Origin of the sequence: Brevibacillus sp. NSP2.1 (assembly GCF_000470975.2) — a bacterium.
Taxonomy (GTDB): Bacteria; Bacillota; Bacilli; order Brevibacillales; family Brevibacillaceae; genus Brevibacillus; species Brevibacillus agri.
Map to the genome: position 1 here is coordinate 591959 of NZ_CP048274.1, position 22921 is coordinate 614879.

At 48.5% G+C, this 22921-nt stretch carries 22 protein-coding genes and 3 pseudogenes; 16 read left to right on the plus strand and 9 right to left on the minus strand.

The window, feature by feature from the left end:
• Positions 1 to 297 precede the first annotated feature (297 nt).
• From M655_RS02870 to M655_RS02900, 7 genes and pseudogenes are all read left to right on the plus strand, one after another.
• Entirely contained in the window at positions 298 to 3438 is a 3141-nt protein-coding gene (locus tag M655_RS02870; RefSeq protein WP_026557553.1) for an S-layer homology domain-containing protein, read from the plus strand.
• A 127-nt stretch (positions 3439 to 3565) separates the two neighbouring features.
• The gene (locus M655_RS02875) at positions 3566 to 5995 is read left to right on the plus strand and encodes a hypothetical protein (protein ID WP_026557552.1); all 2430 of its coding nucleotides are present in this window, start codon (positions 3566 to 3568) and stop codon (positions 5993 to 5995) included.
• Positions 5996 to 6421: 426 nt separating this feature from the next.
• Positions 6422 to 7404, plus strand: a pseudogene (locus M655_RS28240) (Rpn family recombination-promoting nuclease/putative transposase).
• A gap of 232 nt (positions 7405 to 7636) precedes the next feature.
• A pseudogene (locus M655_RS02885) lies at positions 7637 to 8071 on the plus strand (IS66 family transposase zinc-finger binding domain-containing protein); the annotation flags it as partial.
• A gap of 176 nt (positions 8072 to 8247) precedes the next feature.
• On the plus strand, positions 8248 to 9150 hold the full coding sequence (locus M655_RS02890; protein WP_026557550.1) for an Rpn family recombination-promoting nuclease/putative transposase: 903 nt from the start codon (positions 8248 to 8250) through the stop codon (positions 9148 to 9150).
• A 464-nt stretch (positions 9151 to 9614) separates the two neighbouring features.
• On the plus strand, positions 9615 to 9833 hold the full coding sequence (locus tag M655_RS02895) for a hypothetical protein (protein WP_283858367.1): 219 nt from the start codon (positions 9615 to 9617) through the stop codon (positions 9831 to 9833).
• Between the two features lie 125 nt (positions 9834 to 9958).
• Positions 9959 to 10834, plus strand: a complete 876-nt coding sequence (locus M655_RS02900) for a tyrosine-type recombinase/integrase (protein ID WP_026557548.1) — start codon at positions 9959 to 9961, stop codon at positions 10832 to 10834.
• Between the two features lie 6 nt (positions 10835 to 10840).
• Here the strand turns inward: M655_RS02900 and M655_RS02905 are convergent, their stop codons facing one another.
• Complete coding sequence (locus M655_RS02905; protein ID WP_007784963.1) at positions 10841 to 11182, minus strand: helix-turn-helix domain-containing protein; 342 nt, start codon at positions 11180 to 11182, stop codon at positions 10841 to 10843.
• A 162-nt stretch (positions 11183 to 11344) separates the two neighbouring features.
• Here M655_RS02905 and M655_RS02910 point away from each other — a divergent pair, with 162 nt between their 5' ends.
• The 4 genes from M655_RS02910 to M655_RS02925 all read left to right on the plus strand — a co-directional run bounded on the left by M655_RS02910 (position 11345) and on the right by M655_RS02925 (position 12759).
• Positions 11345 to 11602, plus strand: coding sequence for a hypothetical protein (locus M655_RS02910; RefSeq protein WP_007784960.1), 258 nt, complete (start codon positions 11345 to 11347; stop codon positions 11600 to 11602).
• Between the two features lie 98 nt (positions 11603 to 11700).
• On the plus strand, positions 11701 to 11961 hold the full coding sequence (locus M655_RS02915) for a hypothetical protein (RefSeq protein ID WP_026557547.1): 261 nt from the start codon (positions 11701 to 11703) through the stop codon (positions 11959 to 11961).
• A gap of 1 nt (position 11962) precedes the next feature.
• Positions 11963 to 12259 (plus strand): hypothetical protein, encoded by a 297-nt coding sequence (locus tag M655_RS02920; RefSeq protein ID WP_286085956.1) that lies wholly within the window; start codon positions 11963 to 11965, stop codon positions 12257 to 12259.
• Positions 12260 to 12363: 104 nt separating this feature from the next.
• Positions 12364 to 12759: a JAB domain-containing protein gene (locus M655_RS02925; RefSeq protein ID WP_007784953.1), complete on the plus strand. Its 396-nt coding sequence runs from the start codon at positions 12364 to 12366 to the stop codon at positions 12757 to 12759.
• Here the strand turns inward: M655_RS02925 and istB are convergent.
• The 4 genes from istB to M655_RS02945 all read right to left on the minus strand — a co-directional run bounded on the left by istB (position 12717) and on the right by M655_RS02945 (position 16045).
• Positions 12717 to 13445 (minus strand): IS21-like element helper ATPase IstB, encoded by a 729-nt coding sequence (gene istB, locus M655_RS02930; RefSeq protein ID WP_283858365.1) that lies wholly within the window; start codon positions 13443 to 13445, stop codon positions 12717 to 12719. The two genes, M655_RS02925 and istB, sit on opposite strands and share 43 nt — an antisense overlap.
• A gap of 541 nt (positions 13446 to 13986) precedes the next feature.
• On the minus strand, positions 13987 to 14499 hold the full coding sequence (locus tag M655_RS02935) for a transposase (protein WP_007784949.1): 513 nt from the start codon (positions 14497 to 14499) through the stop codon (positions 13987 to 13989).
• A gap of 319 nt (positions 14500 to 14818) precedes the next feature.
• Complete coding sequence (locus M655_RS02940) at positions 14819 to 15025, minus strand: hypothetical protein (RefSeq protein WP_003842539.1); 207 nt, start codon at positions 15023 to 15025, stop codon at positions 14819 to 14821.
• A 180-nt stretch (positions 15026 to 15205) separates the two neighbouring features.
• Positions 15206 to 16045, minus strand: a complete 840-nt coding sequence (locus M655_RS02945; protein ID WP_026557545.1) for an Rpn family recombination-promoting nuclease/putative transposase — start codon at positions 16043 to 16045, stop codon at positions 15206 to 15208.
• A gap of 644 nt (positions 16046 to 16689) precedes the next feature.
• Between M655_RS02945 and M655_RS02950 the strand changes: the two genes are divergently transcribed.
• The 5 genes from M655_RS02950 (at position 16690) to M655_RS02970 (ending at position 21316) form a co-directional block, all read left to right on the plus strand.
• Positions 16690 to 17790, plus strand: coding sequence for a glycosyl hydrolase family 8 (locus M655_RS02950; protein ID WP_026557544.1), 1101 nt, complete (start codon positions 16690 to 16692; stop codon positions 17788 to 17790).
• Positions 17791 to 17824: 34 nt separating this feature from the next.
• Positions 17825 to 18700: a GGDEF domain-containing protein gene (locus M655_RS02955; RefSeq protein WP_007784942.1), complete on the plus strand. Its 876-nt coding sequence runs from the start codon at positions 17825 to 17827 to the stop codon at positions 18698 to 18700.
• A gap of 175 nt (positions 18701 to 18875) precedes the next feature.
• Complete coding sequence (locus M655_RS02960; protein ID WP_005836712.1) at positions 18876 to 20171, plus strand: glycosyltransferase family 2 protein; 1296 nt, start codon at positions 18876 to 18878, stop codon at positions 20169 to 20171.
• A 178-nt stretch (positions 20172 to 20349) separates the two neighbouring features.
• On the plus strand, positions 20350 to 21060 hold the full coding sequence (locus M655_RS02965) for a YjjG family noncanonical pyrimidine nucleotidase (protein WP_007784935.1): 711 nt from the start codon (positions 20350 to 20352) through the stop codon (positions 21058 to 21060).
• Between the two features lie 88 nt (positions 21061 to 21148).
• The gene (locus M655_RS02970; protein WP_005836716.1) at positions 21149 to 21316 is read left to right on the plus strand and encodes an aspartyl-phosphate phosphatase Spo0E family protein; all 168 of its coding nucleotides are present in this window, start codon (positions 21149 to 21151) and stop codon (positions 21314 to 21316) included.
• A 115-nt stretch (positions 21317 to 21431) separates the two neighbouring features.
• On the opposite strand, the gene M655_RS02975 is transcribed toward M655_RS02970, so the two are convergent.
• The 4 genes and pseudogenes from M655_RS02975 to M655_RS02990 form a co-directional block, all read right to left on the minus strand.
• Positions 21432 to 21572, minus strand: coding sequence for a hypothetical protein (locus tag M655_RS02975; RefSeq protein WP_157179546.1), 141 nt, complete (start codon positions 21570 to 21572; stop codon positions 21432 to 21434).
• A 40-nt stretch (positions 21573 to 21612) separates the two neighbouring features.
• A complete protein-coding gene (locus M655_RS02980) occupies positions 21613 to 21834 on the minus strand; it encodes a hypothetical protein (RefSeq protein ID WP_007784930.1) in 222 nt (73 codons plus the stop codon).
• 115 nt (positions 21835 to 21949) lie between these two features.
• A pseudogene (locus M655_RS02985) lies at positions 21950 to 22294 on the minus strand (spore germination protein); the annotation flags it as partial.
• Complete coding sequence (locus M655_RS02990) at positions 22249 to 22452, minus strand: hypothetical protein (protein ID WP_286085957.1); 204 nt, start codon at positions 22450 to 22452, stop codon at positions 22249 to 22251. The gene M655_RS02990 and the pseudogene M655_RS02985, both read right to left, overlap by 46 nt.
• Between the last annotated feature and the right edge of the window lie 469 nt (positions 22453 to 22921).

Consider the following 22921-nt stretch of genomic DNA (forward strand, 5'->3'; position numbering starts at 1 on the left):
TTTTTTCGAAGGCGCCGCAACTTTTGATTGGCTCAGGCGTTTAATAGGATGTCACACGAAATACGGGGAATTGTGTAAAAAAGATTCACGAATTCTAGCACTTGTGTTACACTATTGATTGTTGCATTTTACACAATACTGAATATACTAGATATTTTTAACACAAAAAAGCGAAGCTGGCCTGCGAAAGGAGGTGACACGCGCTTGCAGGATTCGGGCTTTAAAAAGAAAGATAGATTAACAACAAATATTCCCCAAGAACAATTTGTTTATACTAGAGGAGGAGAACACAAGGTTATGAAAAAGGTCGTTAACAGTGTATTGGCTAGTGCACTCGCACTTTCTGTTGCTCCAATGGCTTTCGCAGCAGAAGATGCAACTACAACAGCTCCTAAAATGGACGCTGCAATGGAAAAAACCGTTAAGCGCCTCGAAGCTCTTGGCCTGGTAGCAGGTTATGGCAACGGCGAATACGGTGTAGACAAAACAATCACTCGTGCAGAGTTCGCTACTCTGATCGTTCGCGCTCGCGGACTGGAGCAAGGTGCGAAACTGGCACAGTTCAACACTACTTATACTGACGTTAAATCTACCGATTGGTTTGCTGGTTTCGTAAACGTAGCTTCCGGCGAAGAAATCGTAAAAGGTTTCCCGGACAAATCCTTCAAACCACAAAACCAAGTTACTTACGCTGAAGCGGTAACTATGATCGTTCGTGCACTGGGTTATGAGCCAGCAGTTCGTGGCGTATGGCCAAACAGCATGATCTCCAAAGCTTCCGAGCTGAACATTGCTAAGAGCATCACTACTCCTAACAATGCAGCAACTCGTGGCGACATCTTCAAAATGCTGGACAACGCTCTTCGCGTAGACCTGATGGAGCAAGTTGAGTTCGGAACTGACGTTCGTTACGAAGTTACCAACAAAACTCTCCTGACGAAATACCTGAAAGTAACTGTAGTTGACATGGATTGGGCTCATGAGAAAGATCATGATTCCGACGATCTGCCACTCGTTACTAACGTACCAGCAATCGGCCTGGGTAAACTGAAAGCGAACGAAATTACCCTGAACGGTAAAGAAGCTGGTCTGGGCAACACTACTTACAAAGTTGCTGACGGTATCAACCCTAACGACTTCGATGGTCAACGCGTACAAGTGTGGATCAAAGATGACAGAGAAAACGTAATCGTTTGGATGGAAGGTTCCGAGGACGAAGAAGTAGTATTGGATCGTCTGAGCGAATTTACCCTCAAAGGTAAAACTACTGACGGTAAAAACCTGAGCACTTCCGATCTGGCAGATCTGAAAGTGGAACTGGATGCAAGCGGCAAAACTTACCGCTTCAACAAAAACTCCAAAATTACTTACAACTTCAAACGTTACAGCGATCCAGTTGACGCTCTGAAAGAGATCATCTCTGCTAACGACAGCTTTGGTGTGAAAGTTGTTCTGGACAGCAATAACGAAGTTTCTTACATGCACGTAATTGACGACACCCAAATGAACCTGAACTCCAAAGCGAAATACGGTTCTGAAGTGATCGGCAAAATCGATGTTGAGAAAAAGAAAATCACCAACCTCGACACTGGTAAGTTCAACAAGCTGGAAGACAAAGAAGAAGGCAAAGACTTCCTCGTATTCCTGGATGGCAAACCAGCGAAACTGAGCGACCTGAAAGAAGGCGACGTATACTCTGTATACTACGCTGATGGCGATGAAGACAAACTGTTGGTATTCGCTAACCGCACAGTAGTAGAAGGTAAAGTTGACAAAGTAGTTAGCCGCAGCACATCTGACTTCCGTCTGACTGTTGGCGACAAAACTTACCGTATCTACCCAGGTGCCACTTACTCCGATAACGGAAACAAAGACGTTAAAGATCTCGATGACAAAAACTGGGATTTGGTATCCAACCTGGATTCCGAAACAGTGAAACTGGTACTGGATGCTTCCGGCCGCGTTCGTCACATTGAAACGAAAGATCCAATCGACGATCGTAAACAAAAAGCAATCGTTACCAAAGGTGTTGTTTACAACACTGCGAAAGACACTTACGACTTCACTGTGTTGACTCAAAAAGGTAAAAAACTGGCTCTGTCCCTGGAAAAAGAGGACATTTACAACGCTGAAGGCAAACACTACGGCCGCGACAACATGGAAGCTGATGAGCTGGAAGACATCCTGCAACCAAGCAAAGATGAGTCCATCGCTCTGCTGGAAGTAACTTTGGATTCCAAAGGCGAAGTTGACAAAGTTCAAATTCTGAATTCCAAACTGCGTAAATCGTCCGGTTCTGCTTGGGATAAACTGGCAGACGAAACCGACGATGTTGTTGGCGACTACGAAGTAACCGACAAAACTGCCATCTTCAAAATGACTGGCAAATTGGATACGTCTTCCAAACGCGCTGAACTGAAAAACCCAGGCATTGCTAAGTTCAAAGATATCGCTGACGAGGACGATCTGACAGTTTACTACTCCGTTGATGAAGATAAAGACGAAGTAGAAGCTATCTTCGTAGTAGAAGGCGACGGTCTGACTGGCGACACTTACTACGGTGTAGTTACAGAATACGGTTCTTCCAACAGACAAGACACCATCAAAGTTATCACTAAAGATGGCGACTCTGTAACAACAAAAGAGTACAAATTGGACGATGATCGTGAAGAGTTGCAAGATCGTGGTATCAAACGCGGCGACTTCATCGCATTCCAATTGAACTCCGATGATGAAGTAGTTGTTGATGACGTTATCGAAGTTGTTAACAACAAAGCAATCAATCTTAAAAACAACGTACAACTGGTGGATAAATCCGAGTGGAAAAATGCTAGCATCGAGAAACTGACAGTTGCTCGTGTAGATGATGTTAACGGCAACACCATCACTTACGAAGCTGGCAAAGGCGATACTCGCAAACTGCTGACTAAATCTTCCACTGCTTTCATCGATGTATACGATGATTTCGAAGCTGAAGATGGCGTAGAAGAAGGCGACTACATCGTTCTGCTGGACAGCAGCGAAATCGACGGCGATCGTTATGACTACGTTCTGATCGTAGGTAGCGAAGACTGGGTAGAAAAAGAAGGCGTCGATGAAAAAGCTGTTGAAGACTTCCTGAAACAATCTTTCGGCGATGACAACGGTGGCGGCAACGACGACTGGGATGCTGTTCCTTCTTCTGTAACTGTAGAAAATGGCAAATTCTCTATCGGTGTTGCGACATCCTATCTGTTCACTGTTGATTTGAACAAAGATGTTGACGCTAGCGAAGTAAAATCTGCAACAGTTACACTCGACGGTGAAACTTTCAATGGAAAAGTAGAAGGAAACAAAATCAAATTTGCTTTCTCTGCTTCTGTTGATGTAACCTCCTTGAAAGTTACAGTAACTAGCCAAGAAGGCGAAACAGATACTACAACTGTAAACTTCAAATAAGTTTTGATAGACAGCGTGTCTGTTCAGCACTAAAGTGAGATGAACGGCGGAGGGAGGGACCTCCTTCCGCTGTTTCTACATACTCACTAAATAAAAATTCCTTATTCAACATACGGAGGGGTAGTACGTGAATAAAAAAGTAACTCTTTCCCTGCTCTCTGCTACAGTATTCGCTAGCATGGCTGCTTCTGCCTTTGCTGCACCAACACAAGGTGTTTACATGGGCGGTAGCGTAGACAAATTCTATAAGCTGGATGATTTGTTCAATCTGAGTGCTGCAGCTAAAAAACAATTTGTTGTCGACTTGAATGCTGCTAATCCAGACCTCGACTTTAAAAACCTTGTGTTTGTTGACTTTGACGGCAAAGGCGCTAAATTCAGTGAAATCTTGGCTGCAGGCACTCTGCCAAAAGCTAAGAGAGACCTGACCAAAGCTGATTTCGAAGGCTCTTACGTGACAGTAAACCTGGATGGCTCTAATGGTGCTTCTTACGATCCTCGTAACGATGCAGTTGATGTGCCTACTGGTGATTTGAAAGTTGAGTCGGTAAGTGCTATTAACGCTACACAAGTTCTCGTGAAATTTGGCGTAGCTGTTGACGAGAATGATGCTGTTACTAAATCTTACTATTCTGTTGGTGGCAAAAACCCACAAGCAGTTGAAGTAGTTGATTCCAAAACTGTTAAATTGACGTTTGCTTCCGCAGCAGAAGTTGAATTGACAAATGGTGCAGTTGTAATTGAACCAGTTAAGACAGCTGACGATGAATTCAAATCTACCGCTCGTTATGCTGGTTTGTTGTCTTTTGAAGACACAGTTAACCCAACAGTTTCTACTGTAGTGTCTACTTCTAAAACAAACGTAGCTGACACTGTAACTGTAACTTTCAGCGAGCCAATCAAATCCCTCGGTGCTGTTAAAATTGATGGTGTAGTTAAATCCGCTGACAACTTTAAAGCAGGAGATTCTACAGCTAAATTCATCGGGCTGTCTTTGGATGCTTCCCAAAGCCACACAATTCAATTCGTTGGATTGACTGACCAAGGTGATAACGTAGAAGCTAACCTGACTAAATCTTTCAACGTTACTACTGATGCGGTAGCTCCTACAGCTCAATTGTCCGCTCAAGGTGATTCTACTATCATCGTAACCTTTGATAAGAAAATGGATGTTAACTCTGTAAAAGCAGCGTTGGCTGATACAGCTAAAGTTGTTAAGGGTGAAACTTTGGCTGATGTTGGATACTACAGCGCTGATGTTGTACCAAACAGTGATGACAAACAATTCTTTATCAAAGTTAAAGATCAATTGTTCACAGATGCAACGACTAGAACACTGACAGTGGTTCTTCCAGGAACAATGAAAGATTCTCTTGGAAATACAGTTGCTGCAACTACTAAGCAAGTAACTCTTACAAAAGATACAGTTGCACCAACACTGGACTCTTTGAGCTTCAAACGTGATAACGACAAGAATGTTACTGCAATCGTTCTTAACGTAAGCGAAGGATTGCCAGCAACAAAAATCACACCTTCCGACAGCAATTTGACAATTGTTGATGAAAACGGTGTTCTTGTAAAAACAACTGCATTCTTGGGCGGTTTGAAAGAATTCACACCAGCTGCAGGAGCTAAACAATTGGTGTTTGACGCAAAAACTAAAGGAAAATTGAGCGGTAAATACACGTTTACTTTTGCAAATGGTTTTGTTGCTGATAACTCTCAAGCTGCTAACAAATCCGCTTCTAAGAGCTTTACACTTGACTTTGGTGCTGCTGATTCCTCTAATGAGTTTGAAATCGCTGATACTACTGAAGGCAAAGGAAAAGCAATCGATGCTTCCACAACTCCAAATGTAATTGTTGTTAACTTTGGTACAACTGTTAAAGGTGGATCTGTAACTGGTTCCGCAACTGACGTTAACAACTACACTCTGAATGGTTCCGCATTGCCAGCAGGTACAACAATTACATTGGATGCTGACAAAAAAGTTGCAACAATTACACTCCCTGCTGAGTCTATTGCTAAGACAGATACTGCAGCAGTATTCACAATTAGCAATGTTCTTAACACAGCAAATGCGAAAATTAAGTACACTACTACAACAGTTCCAGTGAAGGATAACGTAGTACCAGTTCTTAATTCCGCAGTATTGAGCAGTGATAACACAATCACTTTCGGTTTCAGTGAAACTCTGAAAACTGATCCTGCTAAAGGTGATGTAGTAGTTACTGTAAACGGAAAAACTCTCAATGTAGCTGACTTGGCACCTGTTAAAGGATCTGGCTTGAACGCAGGTAAATATGTGTTGGATCTCTCTAGCTTGGTAATCTATGATTCTACATCTAAAAACACTGTAATCGACATGGATGCAGATACTAAAGAATCTACTGGCGATATCGTAATCACTACTGGTTCCGATACTCATGCAGATTTCAGCTTTATCAGCTCCACTCTGATTACAGATATCAAATTTGGTACTCAAGCTAGCGCCTTGACTGCTGCTGATGCTGAGTCCAACAAAGCTAAATCTGACGTAACAATCGACGTTAAGTAATTTAGTAGTTTACAAAAAGAGTCCGTATTAACGGACTCTTTTTTTTTCAATACAAGAAAGTATGGGAATTACTAAAAGGGAGAATGGAGCAAAATGTCCGACTCGCTGCAATACTTTATATTAGATCACTGTATTTTCTTTAGTCTTACTTACTCAACAGCGATCCACAGAGTTGACAAGTAATCTAGTATATTAACCCTTGCTGTAAACTATAAAGAATGCAGTCAGAAGCCCTCTTCCCCGCCCACGTTTTCCTTTTCCCCTCACTTTTTTCCTCACGCCATCCCAGCCGTAATGACCGTAAAATCAAACATATATTATTCCCTTGATCTCGGAAAGAAAGGAGGTTCCAGCAGGAGTGTCGAACACGCATTCCAGTGGTATAATGGTAGTACAGACAACGGACGGAGAAGGGAGCGTGATGACGTGACCAAACTAATGGACTTGAAGATCGACTTCGCGTTCAAGCAGGTGTTTGGCAAAGAGGGAAACGAACCGATTCTCCTTGCCTTTCTGAATGCCGCGCTCCAATTGCCGAAGGAAAAGCGGCTCTCTTCGGTGGAAATCCTCAATCCGGAAATCAATCGGGAACACATCGAGGATAAGGCATCTGTGCTGGATATCCACGCCAAGACAGAGCAGGGGGAGCACGTCAACATCGAGATTCAGCTGGCGAACAAGTTCGACATAGAAAACTTGGCGATTGCCTAGCGTAAGCGACGGCAGAGCCATAGTTGCACTTGTGTCTAACCAGAATGCCGGTGCATTCTGGTTAGACCATGGAGAAGCGTACCCTGTACTACTGGTCACGCATCTACTCGGCCCAAATGCAAAAAGGAATGCCGTACACGGAACTGGCGAAGACGATCGCGATCAACATCCTCAATTTTCGCTTTCTGCGGGAAACTGAGCGGTTCCACACCACATTCCACCTGTACGAGGATCAGGAGCAGTTTCCGCTGACAGATGTGATGGAGATTCACTTCATGGAAATCCCGAAGCTGATGGACAAGTGGGAACAGCGTGCGGTCAATCCGCAAGACAATGAGCTGGAGAGATGGCTGCTACTTCTAGAGGCGGACGATCACGAAGAAATTCGCAAGGAATTGGAGGCGATAGCGATGCGAGATCCGGTGATGAAACGGGCGTTTGACGAATGGGAAGACCTGAGCCGTGACGAGAAGAAATGGGTCGAGTACGAGTCTCGTCGGAAGGCGATTCTGGACGAGATGGCGGATGTAAGGGAGGCAGAAATCCGGCAGCAGAAGGCTAGAGAAGAAGGCTTGTTAGAAGGAAAGCTTTTAGTAGCAAAGGAAATGCTTGCGGAAGGAGAGAGTCCAGAACGCATTGCAAAGCTGACTAAACTCCCCTTAGAAGAAATAGAAAAACTGAAACAGCAGCTTCACTAACCGAAGCTTAAAACGACTCACAGACGACCCTGTGTCTAATTAAAGGATGCAGGGTCTTTTTGCGTTGCCAAAAACAAATAAGGAGATGAGAAGCATGTTGTTTCCGAATTTGCCGATCAAAACGGCGGGAGGCAAAGTCTTTTGGGACACCCTCGACAGGAGAAACGTAAGCGTCAAATCCGGCACACCTACAAATCAGAAATGTCCCGTGAGATAATCTTCCCCAGAACGATACGAGGAGCAGTTCCGACTGGCCCAGCAAAAACGTTTCGGTGCCTCCAGCGAGAAGACGCATCCGGATCAACTGGAGCTGAACCTGTTCAACGAAGCCGAGGTGCTGGCGACTCCTGCCGCTCAGGAACCGGATGTAGAAACGGTTACGTACAGCCGTAAAAAGTCAGCTGGCCGAAAATCCAAGCTGGATCAGTTCCCCGTGGAAACGATCCTCTATGAACTGCCGGAAACGGAGCAAGTTTGCGCATGCTGCGGAGGTCCTCTCCACGAGATGAGTACCGAGACCCGTAACGAAATCACGGTCATCCCGGCAGAAGTGAAAGTCGTGCGTCATGTTCGCCAGGTGTATGCTTGCCGCCGCTGTGAACGAGAGGAAATTCGCACGCCCATCGTCACGGCTCCGATGCCAGAGCCTGTCTACCCCGGAAGCCTCCGCTAACTTGCCGCGTGGGCCCTGAAACAGAGCCGAACATACGCTTCTAACGAGATTTGCATACTATATTATTAATAGGAATATGACGGAAAGGAGGTTTTCACGGGAGTGTCTGAACAGCGCTCCGGTGGTATAATGGTAGTACAGACAACGGACGGAGAAGGGAGAGTGATGATGTGACCAAACTGATGGACTTGAAGATCGACTTTGCGTTCAAGCAAGTGTTCGGCAAAGCGGGAAACGAACCGATCCTCCTGGCCTTTCTGAATGCCGCGCTCCAATTGCCGAAGGAAAAGCGAATCACTTCGGTGGAAATTCTCAATCCTGAAATCAATCGGGAACACATCGAGGATAAGGCATCCGTGCTGGATATCCACGCCAAGACAGAGCAGGGGGAGCATGTCAACATCGAGATTCAGCTGGCGAACAAGTTCGACATGGAGAAGCGCACGCTCTACTACTGGTCACGCATCTACTCGGCCCAAATGCAAAAAGGAATGCCGTACACGGAACTGGCGAAGACGATCACGATCAACATCCTCAATTTTCGCTTTCTGCGGGAAACTGAGCGGTTCCACACCACATTCCACCTGTACGAGGATCAGGAGCAGTTTCCGCTGACAGATGTGATGGAGATTCACTTCATGGAGATCCCGAAGCTGATGGACAAGTGGGAACAGCGTGCGGTCAATCCGCATGACAATGAGCTGGAGAGATGGCTGCTACTTCTTGAGGCGGACGATCACGAAGAAATTCGCAAGGAATTGGAGGCGATAGCGATGCGAGATCCGGTGATGAAACGGGCGTTTGACGAATGGGAAGACCTGAGCCGTGACGAGAAGAAATGGGTCGAGTACGAGTCTCGTCGGAAGGCGATTCTGGACGAGATGGCGGCTGTAAGGGAAGCCGAGATACGTCAACAAAGGGCGAGAGAAGAAGGCTTGGCAGAAGGAGAACGTCAAAAAGCAATGGAAGTAGCGAAAAACCTGTTAGCGATGGACATGTCTGTGGAAGTGATTGCAAAAGCAACGGGATTGTCGGCAGAAGAAATCGAACAACTGAAAAAGCAACTTCACTAAACGTACTTTGCCCCTTGTCCTGATCTGACGAGGGGTTTTCTCTTTTGTATGAAACGAGTCCTCAGTCCGAAAGGAGGCAGAAAAACCGGCTTCCGTCCGCTCCATTGCTTGCAAAACAATTCCATAAACGTCAACATCAACGCACACGTATACGTAGGCGTTGACGGAACCAAAACATCAGAGCAGGAGTGGACGAGATGAACGACACGAAATCAATCCTTGCTAGAGTACTTGCCCAGCAGGAAGAGAAAAAAGCCGCACAAGCAGCCGAAAACCAACAGCAGGGAGCTTCCACAGAGAGAGGAAATGTAGTACCTCTCAAGGCAGTAGAGCAAAAAATCCAGGAAAGGAGGAACCATGCACCGAAGCCGCTGGAAAGTCAACAGGCCAAGCCGTTGAGAGTAAATCCACGGCAAACAAACAAGGCGGAAGGAACAGACAAAGTTGGCAAACCGGAGAATGTTATGCAACCGTCACAGCAGCAGTCTTCGATGAAGATTCCGAAGAGACAAGCCCCGTTTGAGAAACGGTACAGAAGGGTCACGACGTACCTGGAGAACGGCGTGTACGACAAGGTGCAGCAGCTGTACGAGTCGGGAGAGATCGACCGGATCAGCAACCTGGTCAACACGGCGGTCAGGCTGTACCTCATGAAACACTACGGGTACGGCTGCAAAGAGTAGCCTGAAATCCCGCGCAGAACGCTTTGTACGCAAGCAAAAACAAAAAAGTGATGTAACCCACAGCCCTACGTCCTTGAGCGGATGTAGGGCCTTTTTGCGTTGTGTTTGGAAAGGAGGAAGGAAACGTGGACGAGATCACGCAGTTTGAGCAGTACCTTTTGGAAAACGGCATCGCGCCAAAAACCATTGAGTCCTACGTGGGGGACGTAAGAGGATTCTGCGAGTACCTGCGGCAGATGGGCGTGGAAAGCGAGACAGACCTGAAACGATTCTACGTAGTCAGCTACAAGAACCATCTCGTCGAAAACAAGTACGCCGTTGCGACGATCAACAAGAAGATCAACTCACTTCAGGCGTACAACCTCTACCTAATCGAAAAAGGCATCCTGACGGAACAGGTCGTCACCCTGCAGCGAGATCGCATCAAGGTGGCCACTGGCAGTGAAGGGGAAGTGGACGTGTTCACCGAGCAGGAAGTCAACCAGCTGCTCTTTTTCGTCCAGGACAGGAGCAAGGTCAGCCTGCGGAACCACCTCATCGTTTGGATGCTGCTCTACACGGGAGTACGGGTGAGCGAGCTGTGCGGAATTCAGTTGGCAGACATCGACTACCTCACCAACACGCTCAGGGTCACAGGCAAGGGAGGGAAGTACCGTGAGATTCCGCTTCGGCCTGACCTAGCGGAACTCATCCGGGAGTATGTCCGGACAGAACGGCAGGAGAACAAGTACAAGGACAGTCCCTACCTGCTACTCAGCCAGCGTGCGCCCAAACTGCACAAGGACGCGGTCAACACCATGCTGGAAGGACTGGAGAAGCAACTGGGCTTCAAGATGTACCCGCACAAATTCCGGCACACGTTCTGCTCCCGATTGCTGAAAAAGGGAGTCCCGCTCACAACGGTTTCCAAACTTGCAGGCCATGCTCACATCCAGACCACCGCTCATTATTACATCAACACCAGCAAGCAGGAGAAAGAGTTGGCGGTCAACCTCCTCTAGTGTCATCTACTGGTACTTCTCTTGCTCCCACTCAAAAACGGACTTCACAAGTTTCAGGGCCAAAGCGCGGTCTTGTTTGGAGCGCTCCGTTAGCAGATCAATCAGTTGGCGAAGCTCGTCTGGTCGTGGGGAAGGGTCAATGTGCCGGAACAGATCTTCCATCGAAACGCCAAGACCTTTGGCGATCTTCTCCAGGCTCTCCACCGTGACGTTCTTTTCCCCACGCTCAACTTGTCCCACATAGTTCGTATGTAAACCGGATAATTCGCCTAATTGTTCCTGGCTCATCCCCTTCTCTCTTCGGAGAAAGCGGATTCGATTGCCTAATCGCTTGACCAACTCGGTCATGGAAACCACCTCAAGACAAGCTTACGGGAGGAAAAGAAAAGGGAACACAATCTATAAATGTGAATTGACAGAAAGATAACACCAAAAGATAATAATTAGTGAAGTTTTCCAATCAATAGTGTGTAGTGGTAACCCAATCTAGCAAAAACGGAGGCAAGAAACATGGACGCAATTCTTTTCTACGGCATCATCATTCTACTGGCACTCGGCTTTCTCTCTTTTGCCTGGCTCATTGTAAGGGGATGGCTGGAGCTCATCTTTTCCTTCCTGCTCGGGGTGTTCAAACTTCTGTGGAACATCATCAAAGTGGCGTTCTGGGTCGTCGCCTTGCCCTTCAAGCTGCTCGGTTTTCTCGTCAGACTGGTGCTGCCGAAAAGAGCCAAACGAAAAGATGCAGAAACGCCAGAAGTGCAAGCCTAATCGACAAAAGAAAGTATTTTTGAGGCATTCTGCCGCCCGTAACAGGGACGGTGGGATGCCTTTTCTCATTTTGTAGCCAGTGAACGAGGAGGACATACATGCAGACACCAGCGGAACAGTACGAGCAGTTGGTAGGGGAAGAAGACAAAGTCGTGTTCGGCATCCAGACATGTGAACATTGTGTCACGCTGCTGCTGGACAATCTCTACCGGACTGGAGAGGCACAGAATCAAGACACCTACACCGAGATTCTCAAAATCATTCACGAAGTCGAACAGCGACTGAGGAGAGAATGGCTTGAGCTAAAAATCAAAAAGGCAGTTTTGGCCCATCAGATGCAACAGAAAGGGGATGTGTAGCATGAGAACGATCAAAACCTTGGCAGATGTACACTGCTTGCAGGCAGCGCAGGTGTTTTCTCCGAGCTTTCTGTCGTACTTGGAGGAAGAGTTTCTGGGACTAAAAGAGGCGTTCGACTTCGACGGTCTGGACGAAGCATTCACGTTGGACACATACGGCTACATGGTTGTGCTGGAGAAGGGAGACAACTTGCGGGATCTGAGCGTGGTCGGCCTAAGCAGAGAGGACGGGGGACTTCTCGGCAGCCTGCCGGAGTTTGTCGAGAAGGTGGAACGAAACGGCGAGTGCTGGTACTAGGTGGTCGTGATCTACACCAACGAGTACGGGATGGCCTTCTACGTCCCGGCAAAAGCAATCTCTGACGACAACGAAATCCAAAACTGGTTGGAGGAGCATGTAGAATGAGTCAAAACAGAGAAGTCGCCAAACGAGTCAACATCGTCCGAGTCAAAATGGTACGGGAAGCAAGCCTCCTGTACCCGCAGCGCCGCATTAGGATGGCAAGGGATGTCGTAGAACTGTTCCAGACGTTTCTGCAAGAAACGGATCGGGAGCAGTTCTTTTTGCTTTGTCTGAACACCAAAAACGAGCCGACTGCGCTGCACACTGTTTCGATCGGCTCCCTGGACGCAAGCATTGTCCATCCAAGAGAAGTGTTCAAGGTCGCCATTCTCTCCAACGCCGCTGTTTTTCGCAAGTCAAAAATACAGAGAATCGCTGCGGATTTGTGCATAGGCACGGCCAACGCTGAAGATTATGACGATCTCACTCCGGATAGCGCATTTCGTAGCCGGTAGCTCTCGCCGGTGAAAGCCAGGACGTGTGCGTGGTGAACGAGTCGGTCCACGAGCGCTGCTGTCAGTCTGGCATCTCCAAACACCGTGTTCCACTGGCCAAACTCAAGGTTAGAGGTGACAATCACACTCCTTTGCTCATAGCATTCGGAGATGACGTTAAACAGTAGTTCAGCTCCGTCTTTGTGAAAGGGCACAAACCCCATTTCGTCGAGGATGAGTAACTCAGCCTTCTGCAACTCCCGCTGAAAACGGCTAAGCGTCCCGGATTGGTACTTGTCCTGTAACGCGGCCACAAGGTCATGCACCCGAAAGAATCGTACCTCGTACCCTCGTCGGCAAGCCTCCACGCCTGGTGCCGTTGCCAGGTGGGTCTTGCCTGTTCCCACTTTGCCCAGCATCATCACGTTCTCTTTCCGCTCGAGAAATGCCAGATCCGTTAGGAGCTCACGACTGCAATGCGCTGGGAAGGTGACTGCTCCGAAATCATAATCCTCTAGTGTCTTCATCTGTGGAAACCGGGCTTTCTTCATGAGTCTGCGAATCCTGGATATCTCTCGGCCCCGCAGTTCCACTTGGAGGACTTCAAGCAAGTATTGCGAGCGGTCATTGAACGCAATCGCCTCGTACGCTTCCATCACATACCCCAAGTGGAGGTTCTTGCATGCAGTAACCAATTCGTGTTTCATGCTCTGCTCACCCCCAGAATGGCGTCATATTGCCTGAGGTCCGGTGTGTGCCCGTGAATCTCCATCGGTGTATGAGCCTCCGCAAACGGCTTAGGGTGAAACTCAGGATGTTTCATCGCATATAGCGCATGCTCAAGGACTGTGTCAGGATCGAAATGCCCAGCCAGTGTATCGAGTGCAGCACCCATGTCGGACATCTGGTGTGTATCTAACAATCGACGAATCAGAGCCACACGAGATTTCCTCAGATCGATATCCTCCACTTGCACGAATCTGCGGACGGAAGCAGGCATGAACCTCGCCAGATCGGAGTACATCACCGTCCTTGGCTTTCTCAGGTAACCCTCAAACACATCTGTCCACTCAATCGGGATTGCCTTTTCCGTGTACGGGCGAGGCAACGTCCCCAGGTGTCGGTACTCTCCGTCGCCCGACAAAACCTCGATCTCGTCCCATTTCACCTTGAGCAATACGGGATCTAGCGCACGGCACTGCGGTAGTGGCTATGTGGTTGTTTCAAACCGGAGTTCCCGATATTTGTTCAAGCGGGCCGGTTCAAGCCTGAAAACCTCAAACGCAACGGGAAGGACATAATCAGCACTTTGCGCTCCACGAGTTGACCTGGTTGCCCAACATAGGCTGTACCAAAATCAACCTGTGCCTCGCCGCCGGGGTGTTCGAGTCGTTCATAGCTTTCGGCACGTTCCAGCTTGAGTTCTTTTCGGCGTTTGGCTACATATTCTTCAACAGTGCGTCGTCCGCCCTCAAACCTGTATTCATCACGCAGACGATCAAAGATTCGCTTCGCGGTATAACGCTGTTTGCGGGGCAACGCCTGCTCCTCCGTTAACCAAGTATCAATGATGTCAAGATACGGACCGAGAACGGGATATCGTCTCTTGCGCCGACAAACGGGTTCATTCCAATCGTCCTTTGTGGCGTATTTCTTGGCTGTCCGCCAATTGACTCCCATGGCTCTCGCAATCTCCGAGATTGAATAATCCTCATTCTCGTACAAAAATTTGATATACTGTTGCTGTGGCACTTTCAACATTCCTCTCACATCTCCCTGGTTCTTCTGGACAAAGACCAAGGTAGACTTAATAGAGTGATGTTGGCAAGTGCCTATTTATTTTTCCGCCTTGTAAAACGCAGGCTAGCTCTGCATTTTTACGCTGCGATTTTCTGTACTTTTATTATGCGATATACACCAGGTACGCTGAGAAGGCTCTTACATCCCCGACGTAGGATTCATCGTTTTCGGCGCGATCCCGTTCTCCACAAGATACTCTGTGAATTGCTGAATCACGTCCATCTTTTTAGCACCTCCTGACATGCAAAAAGACCCTAGGGCTAATCGTTAGCCTTCGGGTCTACGCGTTTGATCCGGCGAACTTGCGAAACGCACGACACATCTCGCCTTCGTCATCTCCCCACGCCTGTCTGATGTCCTCCGGGTCGAGAATGCGAAAATGTCCGGTGAGCCTGTTCCGCTGCAGCTTCCACCCGTTTCTCCTGTCCAGGGTGTCCCAGAGCACTTTGCCGCCCGCCGTTTTGGTTGGCAGGTTTGGAAACAGCATGTGCGAACACCTCCTTTCCCTTTCTTTGAACGCAAAAAGACCCTGCATCCTTTGCTTGGACACAGGGCCGATCGGTTCTGGAACGTTTTTGAGCCTCGTACAGCGTCAGCGGTGGCAGATACGGCACCTTCTGCCGCTGCTTTGGATACAGACGCTACTTGCGGAACATGGAGGGGAAGGCTAGTGAAGTTGCTGCTTTAGTTTTTGAATTTCATCTGGAGAAAGTTCCGTGTACCTTGCAATTTTGTCGATTGGTTCCCCATCTGCTAACATATTCAATGCCATTTTGATTGCCTTTTGCCGCTCGCCTTCCGCTTTTGCTCCCTTAATCATGTTGAGCTCATCCTTCAGCGCCTTCTCCCGCAACTCGTACAACCTGCGAGCCTCGGCATCCTGGCTCAGAAATTCAAGGACGTTGACCGCCTTGCGAATCGTCGGTTCGCTCATCGCCAATTCCTCCAGTTTCTTTTTGCTCTCGGCTTTAAAAAATAGCATCCACTTGACCAACATATCGCTGGTTTCCTGGTGCACTCCTGATACCTTGGGCAATTCGAGAAAGTGGATCTCCAGATCGTCGGTTAACACAAATCCTTTCTCATCCTCCCGCAGCCGAAACACACTGTGGTAGTTCTCTGTCGGAAGGTACTCAAAGTCTATGATGCTGATCGTGACCGTTTTTTTGAGGTTCCGGTACGGTTCACCTTCGGCCAGCTGTCCCTCGTACATCTTTGCCCAATAGTACAGGGAGCGCTTCTCCATGTCGTACTTGTTGTGAAGCTGCACTTCGATGTTGATCTGTTCGCCCGTCTTCGTTTTCGCTCTCACATCGAGGATGGAAGCCTTGTCTCCGACCTGATCGGCGTTGATGTGCGGATCAACCAGGATGATTTCCTTCAGCTCTTTACCTTCCTCCGGTTTCAGCGTGGCATTGAGAAACGATAGCAACAGATCTTTGTTTTCCTCGGTGCCAAAGATTCGTTTGAACACAAAATCGACGATTGGATTCATCCGCTTGGTCACGCCATCACTCTCCCTTCCCCGTCCTTTGTCTGTATTACCATTATACCACCGGAGCGCGGTTCAGACACTCCTGCACAAACCTCCTTTCTGTTCTATCTAAGGGAATATTAAATGTCTGAAATTGGGTTTGAATCGGTTTTTGGTGATGAGGAAAGGGATGGGGGACAGCGAGGGCCGGAAAGTGGGAAACCGACTAGACTGGCTGCAGTTTTTATATTAATCAGCGGGGGTTTCAGGCAAAAAGGTTCGCACGCTTGTTCGCTCGTATGCAAGCGATACCGCCGATCTTTGAACGACAGGATTTTTCAGTGAGCTTAGGTAGAGTTTTGCAGCGAGTTATGTTGTGTCCAGCAAAAACGGGAATGAAGAGGGAAAGCCGTAGCGAGAATACATGAAAGCTGCTACGAGAGCAAGTGAAAGCCGCAACGAGAACAAGCGAAAACAGTATCGAAAACAAAGCACAAGCCCTGTACAAGCCCCACGAAACCCTCCCCCCACCCCCACATACATATTTTTCAAGTCAATATAAATAGACGCTAATCACCGCATGTATTATACTTTTTTGTATATAAATGACTCAGTAAATAAATGTAAAATTATCCATCTGATTCTTCATTTTTTCACTCGACAGGAATGATGCCCACTTGCAAAGTGATTATCTCAATAAAAAAGCAAAGCTGCTTTTCGCAGGCGTGTCGATGCTGGCTGTGTCTGGCTGCCTCTATTTCTTCATGTTGGAAAAGCAGGTGCCGTCGCCGACGGAGAAGTTTATTGTCGAGCACATGACCAATCCGAACGGGACGCTGGCTACTTATCTGCTGGACGCTCCTGCGGAGACGGCGGACATCGTGGCCGGGAGAGAGGCGTTGGCGGAATCGCTTGGCCTCTGGATGCAGTATGCGCTGGCGAGGGACGATCAGAAGCTGTTTGACAGCAGCTATCAGGTGTTGCATCGGTACTTTCTCTCGCCGCAAACGTATTTGTACTGGAAGCTGTCAGCAGATGGTCAGTCGCATGTGACGACGAACGCGCTTGGGGATGATTTGCGGATCGTGGACGCGCTGTGGCAGGCGGCTGACAAATGGGAAAAAGAAGCGTACAACAAGACAGCAAACGTTGTAACAGAAACCTTGCTTGCCTCGTCTATACAAAACGGATATCTCGTTGACTTCCATGACTTCGCAAAAAAGGAGTCTCCACACACGCTCAGCCTCGCCTACGTCGACATGTCTGCCCTCAAAAGGATGGCCGATCACGGGATGATCGACGCGGATATGTACAACCGCTACCGGGACCTTATGCGGAATATGCCAGAGGACGGATTGTTTTATCCTAAAATATTCCACGTAGAGAAACAAGTGTACAGCTATGATGACTCGATCAATTTGATCGACCAACTGATCGTCGCGCTGCATCGGGCGGAGATCGGGGAGAGGTCGGAGGCGCTGGTCGGCTTTTTGAAAAAGGAATTTGCGCAGCGTAAGCAATTGCCAGGGCGCTACGACCGTTTAAGCAGGACGCCTGCCGTCTCCTACGAATCTCCGGCGGTCTATGGGCTTGCTATTTTGCTTGCTCTGAAGCAGGACGACCCGGACTGGGCCCGCGAGCTGTATGAGCGGATGGTGAAGCTGCGCAGCGAGGATGCCCGTTATGTTGGCGGATATGTTTTTAACGACAACACGCACATCTTCGACAATCTGTTTCCGCTTTTGGCAGAGGAGGCGATGCGAAGCTACCTGGACTGATGGGAGCGGAAAAATCTATGAAAGGAGCTGAATCATGAACAACAATTCTCCGACGCGCAAGATGGAGATCGGGTATGCCATCCTGTTCCTGCTCACGGCATTCCAGGAAGCGCTGGTTTACGTGCAAGTCTATTGGAAGCAAGCGTACACCTTGACCGAGTTTGTTCTCAGCATGGCGATCCTGCTGGCGCTTTTGCTTGGCTTTACGGTGCCGATGGGGGTATCGGTCGTTCTCATATTCGTCTATATGGTCAGCTATATGGTCTGGCTGGCTACCTACGCGGAATCCAGTGTCATCGTTTACGCCTGGATGCTGGTGATTCCGGCGAATGTGCTGGTTGCGGCGTTTATCAGGTCGTATTTGATTCGCAGCAAACGCATTGTGGAACGGCTAGAGGAGCTGAAGGAGATCAATCCGATTATTGATCTCGACACGACGCTGGGCAACAAAGAGGCTCTGGCGGAGACGGTAGTCAAGCAGTCCAATCTGGCCAAACGCTATGAGGATAAATACAGCTTTTGCATGGCGATGTTCAAAATCGAGTTTTTGCCGCTCGTCCAGGAAGCGCTCGGCTCGGAGCGGTATGCGCAGTTGTTGCTGGAATTGTCGAATACGATTCAAAAGCAGATTCGCTTCGAAGATTACAAGTTTTCGCTCGATGAAGGGCGGTTTGTCATTTTGTTGCCGATGACGAACAAAGACTATTTACAACGGCTGACGGGCCGGATTAAAAACGCGATGATGGACGTGTCGTTTACCGATAAAAAAGGGCGGCCGCTGGAGCTGGTCATTCGCTCGGGAGCGCTTGTGTTCCAAAAAGACCAGTTTAGCCAGTATGAACAAATCGACAACGTGATTGCGGCGCTCGAACGGAACGCAGAGCTGGATCTGATCGGTGAATACATTTAAGCATGGCTAGCAAGCTAGGAGGGGAAAGGGGGGCTTCCGATGTCGTACACGAGCTGGTTTATCCCCTTGTGCATAGCGGTCAGCGTTATTTTTACCGTAGCCATTCTTTTTCTGACGGTCGCTACTTTCGTTTTTCGCGACAGAGTGAGCAAAAAATACGATCGGAGGAAAATCAGTGGCTGAACTGTTGTTGCTGCTCGCGATTATCAGTATTTGGATCGCGGTGTTTGAGTCGGCTGTCATTATGCTGGGGGCAATCCGCTTTGTTTTTCGGCAAAGTAAAAAGGAATTGGTGATTCCGGCGAATATGGAATCATATCCTACCGTGACGGTATTGGTGCCGGCGCATAACGAGGAGCTGGTCATTTCCGCGACAGTGGAGCATATTTTGCAGTTGAACTATCCGGTCGAGAAGCTGCAGGTGATCGTCATCGCCGACAACTGTACGGACCGCACGGCAGAGATGGTGCGGGCGGTGCACGCCAGACCGGAATTTGCGCAACATCATTTGCAGGTGATGGAGCGGACGGGCACCGGGGGGAAATCCGGCGCGTTGAATGACGCGTTGCGGCTGGCTACTGGCGAGTGGCTTTGCATTTACGATGCCGATGCTGCACCGGAGAAAAACGCGTTGGCTTTTTTAATGCAAAAGGCGATGGAGCAGCCAGAGCGGTACGGAGCGGTGTTCGGTCGCAACAAGGCGCGCAATCGCGACCAAAATTTTCTCACCCAATGCATTAACTTGGAATTGGTCACTATGCATCGCGTCTACCATACGGGGCTGTGGGAGCTTTTTCAGCTTGGCTCGATTCCGGGGACGAATTTCATCGTCAAGCGCTCGCTGATCGAGGAGGTTGGCGGCTGGGACGAGGAGTCGCTGACGGAGGATACGGCGATTTCCTTTGAAATATTGAAGCGGGGGCAACTGATCGCGCTCGCGCCGCGGGCAGAGGCCTACCAGCAGGAGCCGGAGAAGCTCGGCGTCTACATCAAGCAGCGCAAGCGGTGGGCGATGGGCAACTATCAGTCCATTTTCGGGAACATCACGCATTTGTTCGACGGGACGAGCTGGCGGATCAAGCTGAAGCTTTTGTATTACGCAGCCAGCTACTTCTGGTTCATGGTAGCCATTATCGTTTCAGATATTATTTTTGTGACCAATCTCGTCTACAAAATCATTTCCTTGTTTCATCCCGAAGTGGTTTCGCCGTTCCAGTTTGCCGAAGACATCTACGTCTATCTGGTAGTCGCCTGGGCGCTGATGTATTACTTGTACGTGCTGCAAATCAACCTCGCGCTGGCCTCGGACATCGGCCAGAGCACGACGAGAAACTTCGTCTTGTCCTGCCTCTCGTATTTCACGTATGCGCAGTTGTTTATTATCATCTCTGTCCAAGCGTTTTTCGGGTTGTTGATGGACAAGGTGACGAGAAGAAAAAGAAAGTGGTACAAGACGCAGCGCTTCACATGAGTGAGCGCGCTCGCTTGTTTGCACAGAGTCTGTCGGCGGAGGGCAGGCTCTTTCTTGTTTCTTCCGGTCTTTCCAGTCGATGGGCTGACCGTTATGTGAATCTGTTATAATACGAGTACAGATTGTTTGAGGAAAAAATAAACGGGCTCGCTGGAGACGGAAACGGGTGGAGAGAGCAGTGAAATACGACGTGATTTTCTTTGATGTGGACGATACGCTGATGGATTTTGACTTATCGGAAAAAAATGCGTTGGACAAAGCTTTTCGCGAGTTTGGGTGGCCAGAAGGCATGACCGATTACGAAGCGGCCTACCGCGAGATTAACAAAGGCTTGTGGCGCGAGCTGGAGCAGGGCGGCATTACGCTCGCGGAGCTTGGGGTGGAGCGATTCAAGCGGCTGTTTGCGGCTCATGAGCTTTCCGGGGATGCGGAAGCGTTTAACCGGCTTTACCTTGCGAATCTGGGGCAGGAAGTGCATCTGCTGCCAGGAGCGGTAGACGTATGCAGCCGTCTCGCCGACTGTAGGCTGGCGATCATCACAAACGGGTTTGCCGAGGTGCAGACGTCGCGAATCCGATTGTCTCCGCTGCAAGACGCATTCGAACAGATCATCATTTCCCAGGAGGCCGGGTTCCAGAAGCCCGACCAAAGAATTTTCGATTATGCGTTTTCCCGGCTGGCGCTAACGGATAAGAAAAAAGTCCTGATGGTAGGCGATTCGTTAACGTCCGATATTCAAGGAGGACACAACTACGGGATTGATACATGCTGGTACAATCCGCACGGCAAGGACAACCATCTGGGGATCACGCCGACGTATGAAATCCGCGACCTGACAAATTTGCTGGGAGTTGTCGGCAGCAGCGTCGAGAAAATCATTCACATATAAGTTCATTCTTTTTTTCTTATATATACGAATGTTCGGGCGGTATAATAATCCTATTACTTATGATCTAATTGTTTCTGGAGGAATTACCATGGATCATACAACAGATCTTCTGCAGCGTATCGAGACCATGCGTAAAGAGTTGTCTGAGTTGGTCTTGGAAAAAGGTAGTTTTCTGCATCCGACTGTGATCGATATGTCGCAACAATTGGACGAGTACATTGTGAAATATCAAAAATGCCTCCAGTTACACACATAAAGCAGGAAGAAGTTATCCACACTCTGTGGATAAACTTGTTACTAATTGTCTGAATAGTTCTATTTTATTAGGTCTGCCCCAGTTTTGAGCCAGCTTTTTTAGCGTTGCTCAAAAGCTAGGCAGCTTCATTCGCACTCGCTCCTTTTTTTCGCGTGGCCGCAATCAGCAGCAGCAGGAGCGGCAGCACGACTTGCATCAAGAAGCCGTAGTAGGGGAGCGAAGTCATGTCGAAACGCAGATATTTTTCCTTTTTCAAGCATGAATGTTCACCTCTGGCTAAACGTAGTACCCGTCGATTATTTTTCCATCCATTTTTCCAAAGGCTTGAACAGTGTATTCAGCCATGTAATCGGTCCTGCCATATTGGGCAAATCGAATTGAGCCAGCGCCCATCCGCACAACAAGAGCGAGAAAAAAGCGATTTTGTCTCTCAGCGGTTTCTGTCTCAGGGCAGGCAGTTCAAAGAGGACAATCAAAATCACAAGCACCGTAACGCCTATTGTGACGCCCCATCTCACTTTTGTCTCACCTCATCTTCCGGTATGCCGCCTGGAACCGTGACCAAACCGGGACGGCGGATAAACGCCTCGATCCACGAGTTTGACCAGCTCGGGACTGCTCATGTTCAGATTGGAGCGAAATCCCGAGAAACAGGTAGCGCAGCCAGCGAATCGCCGAACCGATGACGAAGCGCTGGTAATAATCCTCCGCCGCTTGAAACAGGGCGAAAAAGGTGATCGGCGCAATGAGGACAAACGGTGTCCCGTCGATCAAAATGACAACTCTGCCCTCCAGCAAGGCCGAACAGGCTGTGTCTGGCCGTTCGGTATCTTTTAATTGCGGAAAGGGCGAGGCGGGGTTGTCCTCAATCATTTCTTCTATATATCCGCTCTCCAAAACTCCGTCGATCTTGATCCGTTTTAGCCGGGCGGTCACTTCTTCGACAAGAGTGTAGTCGACAAGTCCCTCCATATAGGCACTTGCTCGGCCATCCTTCCGAGATCGGGAAAATCGCTTTCTGTCACGTGCATGAGCGGCATCAGCACCTGCTGGTCGACGTCCTGGGCGGTGCAGAGGCCGCTGATGAACACGAGATACGCCTTGGACGTCTTGCCGATAAAAAAAGGGCGGAACACGACGTCAGAGCATTTGTGTATAGTTGTTACTCCACAGTTTGCCCAATTATGAATTTTTTAATCTGTTGTCAGCGGAATTGTAAGTATTTTCCAACACTTTTACAAAAAAAGAACCAACTGAAACGGTCAGTTGGCTCAAAAGATATTCCCCAAGTTATTTGTTTAGACACTTCTATTTTATCAACAACGAATTATAATGTAAACTTTCTCACCAAATGGAAGTTTAATCGGGGAGAAGAGGCACCCTTCCATTCCTTGACATCCCTAATGCCTACAGGTATCCTTACAAATATTACCCGTCTCTGACGCAGACAGGTCAGCCGGCTGGCTGCCACACCGTGCATTCTCGATCAAAAGGCCGTAACAGGCGGGAGAATGCCAAGTTTTCTATGTTGCAAAAGGATGTCACTATGCTATAGTGAATGACGAACGCAAACTCTATATAGATGTAGAGAAAAGTTGGGAGCGG